The organism is Ruegeria sp. SAZD013 (assembly GCF_059612525.1).
Genome location: NZ_JBXWQT010000004.1, coordinates 1 through 4,420, shown reverse-complemented (window position 1 = coordinate 4,420; position 4,420 = coordinate 1). Strand labels below are relative to the sequence as shown.

The following is a 4,420-nucleotide window of genomic DNA, read 5'->3' as shown; positions in this document are numbered from 1 at the left end:
TCCCAGCGTCGTGACGTCAAGATCATACGGGCGTTTATGGACTTTGCGGAGCGGGTTCTTGGGGAGAAGGAAACCGCCGGAGATATGTGACCGGCGGGTTCTTGAGTTTTTTGTGGATTACCTGCTGCGCCAGGCCTGTGTGCGGGCCAGGATGCCTTTTGATGCCATCAGGTGGAAGATCCGGGCGGCGGCGTTGGTGTAGAAGATCATCATGCCCATTGCGGCTGCGGGTGCGATGTCCCCGGCATCATCCATGTTCAGCACCGCGATGGACGCGAGTGTGGTTTTGGGTGAGTAGAGGAACACAACCGCCGACACGGTCGTCATTGCGTTGACGAACAGATAGATCGAGATATCCAGCACCGCAGGCAGACAGACCGGCACCGTCACGCGGGCAAACAGCTTCATTGTTGGCTGTTTGAGAGAGGCCGACACCGACTCGAACTCTTTATCCATCTGCTTGAGAGCGGTGACCGCCGTCAGGTGCGATACGGTATAGAAATGCGTCACCGTGCAAACCACCAGGATTGCCATGGTGCCGTAGATCGCATTGAACGGATTGGACGGGTTGTTGAAGAAGAAGATATAGGACAGCCCCAGAACCATGCCCGGGATGGCCATCGGCAGCATGGCGAACATCTGAAAGATCGACCGTCCGGTTTTGAAGCCGTTCGATTTTTCCACCAGATACGCCCCGAAGAAGACAACCGTCGTGCCGATCACCGCCGTCAGGAAGGCCAGTTTGATCGAGTTGAAATACGACCCCCAGCCGCCGCCATCCATCTTGTCGAACTGGTAGTTCTTGAGGCTCAGGCTCAGATCGTAGGGCCAGAACTTGATCAGCGCCGCAAACTGACACACGGCCAGAAGACCAATGATGAACAGGCCGACCAAGCTGCAGTAGATCAGGAATATGCGATCAGCCTTTGGGTTTGGTGTTGCCTGATATGGAACCGAGCGCGCAGAAAGCAGCGCCACCTGCTTGGACTGAACCATCCGGTCGATGGCAAAAGCCAGAATTGCGGGGATGACCAGAACCACCGAGACCACGGCGCCCATCTCAAAGTTCTGCTGGCCGATCACCTGTTTGTAGATATCCACGGCAAGCACGTTGAACTGGCCGCCGATCACCTTTGGCAGGCCGAAATCGGTGATCACCAGATTGAACACGACAAAGGCTGCGGAAATCAGGCCATAGCGCGCGCCGGGTATGGTAACGGTCCAGAATGTCCGCCAGGGGGTAGAGCGCAAGCTGACAGCGGCCTCGTACAACCGCGCATCCGATATCGCGAGCGCAGTCGATATGATCAGGAACGCGTGTGGAAAGGTAAAGAAGACCGATCCGATCACGATGCCTATGGGGCCGTAGATACTGGCACCGAACAACAACTCCTTGATCATCCCCTGATTGCCGAACAGGTAGACCAGCGCGATGCCCGGCAGCAGCGAGGGAACCAGAATCGGCGCCATCGCGATCAGGCGAAAGACCCCCTTGAACCGCATGCAGCTTCGGTTCAGCGCATAGGCAAACCAGAACGCCAGCGTCACCGTAATGATTGTGCTGACAACCGAAATCCAAAGGGAATTCTTGATCGAGTTGAACAGGGCTGGTGTCGAGAAGTAGTTGATGAAGTTGCCCAGACCCCGCGCTTGAACCGGCCGCATCTGCACCCGGCGGAACGTGTTGGAATCAAGCTCGACCCAATCGGTGCCTTCGTTCAAAGTCGACCCGACCAGAAAGCGCCCGGCCTCCGTCGTGTTCCGCATCTGGTACATGACCGGGCTGCGAAAGCTGAACTCCGGAAAGAACCCGGTCACCGGCAAACGCCCGTCCGAGCCGGTTGTCAGATCGGTGTCGGAATACACCCCCAATTGCCTGTTCAGTTCGTCAGCCGTCAGGATCGTTCCGTCGAACACACCCGCTTCATCACTGACCTGAAACTCATACTGGGACAGCTCGACCCGGTAGGTCGAGAAGGACTTGGAAAGCATCGTGTAAAGCGGCAGTGCCAGTGTCACGATCAGATAGAGCGCGATCACCATCATGCTTCCGCGCATCAGGATGTCATCGCGGCTGAGCCTGGGCCTGATATCCGGCCCGACAGGCAATGTGTCCTGATTGGTCGACATCGTGCTCATGCCGCAGCCTCCGGAAGGTCAAACGCCATCAGGCGGTTCTCGGGAAGCTCAATCACCATGCTGCACCCCTCTTCCAGCTCAAGACGACGCACGGCGTTGATCGAAAAATCCGCGATCAGTTCCGAAGATCCGAACCGCTCGTTGTTCAGGCGGCAGCGCCAGAACGAGCCCAGAAACTCCATTTCATCGAGCGTGACCTCGATGCAGTTCCGATTGCCGCCCGTGTCAAGATAACCAGCTTCATGAGGGATGATGTCTTCGGGACGAATGGCCGCAATGACAGGGGTTCCATCATTGAACGTGTGGCTGAGGCAGGCAAAGGTCTTTTCCCCGACGCTCAACCGCCCGCCTTTCGTAACCTGAGACTGGATCTGGTTCATTTCACCGATAAAGTCGGCCACGAACAGGTTGGCCGGTTCGCGGTAGATCTCCGTGGGCGATCCAACTTGTTCGATCACCCCGTGGTTCATCACCACGATGCGGTCGGCCATGGCCAGCGCTTCTTCCTGATCGTGCGTCACCATCACGGTGGTCACACCCAGCTTGCGCTGCAATTCCTTGATCTCATGCCGCAGGTGAACGCGCACCTTGGCGTCCAGCGCCGACAGGGGTTCGTCCAGCAGCAGCAGACCGGGATTGGTTGCAATGGCGCGGGCCAGCGCAATCCTCTGCTGCTGGCCACCGGACAATTGCGCCGGGTATTTCCTGCCCTGATCCGGCAGACCAACAAGGTTCAGCAGCTCGCTCACCCGAACCGCGATATCCGACTTGCTGCGGCCCGTGTTTTCAAGGCCAAATGCGATGTTCTTTTCGATCGTCAGGTTCGGGAACAGCGCATAGGACTGGAACACAATCCCGAAATCGCGCTCGGACGGAGGCAGGTTGGAGACGTCTTTGCCATCCTGCATAATCGTACCCTTGGTCTGCAGATCCAGCCCTGCAATCGCCCGCAACAAGGTGGTCTTGCCGCAGCCGGACGGGCCGAGGAAACAAATGAATTCACCTTCTTTGATTTCGAGAGAGATGTCCTTGAGTGCCAGAAAGCTGCCGAACGCTTTCCACAAATTCTGGATGCTGAGATACAGTTCACCGGGTGGTGTTTTCTGAAGCACGGGAGAGGTCCTCACATCTGCACCTCGGGCACGACCGATCCTGGCCGGTGCGCGCCGGGTGAGTTGGTTGTGTTGGTGGGAACAAGAGAGTGGCGGGCAGGAGAGGCACAAAAGCCCCTCCTGCCAATGGAATTACTTCGCTTCAGACTTTCCGTCATAGCGAGACTGCCATTCCTTCAGGATTGCCGCGCGATTGTTGGCGGCATATTCGAAATCATTGTTGATCATCGCATCCAGAAGACCCTCTGGGAAGTGTTCAACCGGTTTTGCAACGCCGGGATACGCCACGACCGCATAGCCGGTATTGTACATCTCGTTGGCCTCTTTGGTGACGGTGAAGTCCACCAGCTTCTGCGCGGCTTCCAGATTTGCAGTGCCGGCCACAATCGCGGTTGCTTCCATGTCCCAGCCGACGCCTTCCGAAGGCACAATGATTTCCAGCGGTGCGCCATCAGCTTTGGATTTCGCCCCACGGAACGCAAAAGAAATACCAATCGGGATCTCGCCCGCCGCCGCCAGTTTGCAAGGCTTCGAGCCGGAATGGGTGTAGCGCGCAATATTCTCGTGTAGCGCATCCATGTATTCCCAGCCACCTTCTTCGCCAAACATTTGAAGCCAGCTGGACACATCAAGGAACCCCGTGCCAGAGGAATTCGGGTTCGGCATGATAACCTGATCCTTGTACATCGGATCAGTCAGGTCCTTCCACGAGGTCGGCGGCTTCAGCCCGGCCTTTTCCGCCTCAACCGTGTTGTAGCAAATCGAGGCAACCCAGGCGTCCATGCCAACCCAGGCAGGCGGGTTGTCACCATCGACGAATTTCGCATCCAGCTTGTCTACGCCAGCCGGCGCATAAGGCTCCAGCATCCCTTCGGATTTCAACAGCAGCAGAGAGGTCGCAGCCAACCCCCAGACCACATCCGCCTGTGGGTTGTCCCGTTCAGCCAGCAGTTTCGCGGTGATGATCCCCGTCGAGTCCCGGACCCAGTTGATCTTGATATCCGGATTGCTCTGATTGAACGTCTCCGCATACCGCGCAAGATCCTCAGCCTCAACAGCAGTGTATACCGTCAGTTCCGTTTCCGATGCCGCAGCCGTCGCCGTCAGTAAACCGAACGCCAAAACCGCATAAATTGATCTCTTCTGTTTCATGGTTGTCCTCTGTTGGT

General features: G+C 57.1%; 3 protein-coding genes. All 3 read right to left on the bottom strand.

Going from position 1 to position 4,420, the window contains the following annotated elements:
• Window positions 1-117: 117 nt before the first annotated feature.
• Entirely contained in the window at window positions 118-2,139 is a 2,022-nt protein-coding gene (locus tag AC2FLU_RS00725) for a putative 2-aminoethylphosphonate ABC transporter permease subunit (RefSeq protein ID WP_496808224.1), read from the bottom strand.
• Window positions 2,136-3,251: a putative 2-aminoethylphosphonate ABC transporter ATP-binding protein gene (locus AC2FLU_RS00720; RefSeq protein ID WP_480496631.1), complete on the bottom strand. Its 1,116-nt coding sequence runs from the start codon at window positions 3,249-3,251 to the stop codon at window positions 2,136-2,138. Before AC2FLU_RS00720 ends, AC2FLU_RS00725 begins: the two co-directional genes overlap by 4 nt.
• Window positions 3,252-3,383: 132 nt before the next feature.
• Window positions 3,384-4,403 (bottom strand): putative 2-aminoethylphosphonate ABC transporter substrate-binding protein, encoded by a 1,020-nt coding sequence (locus AC2FLU_RS00715; protein WP_480477711.1) that lies wholly within the window; start codon window positions 4,401-4,403, stop codon window positions 3,384-3,386.
• Window positions 4,404-4,420: the final 17 nt, after the last annotated feature.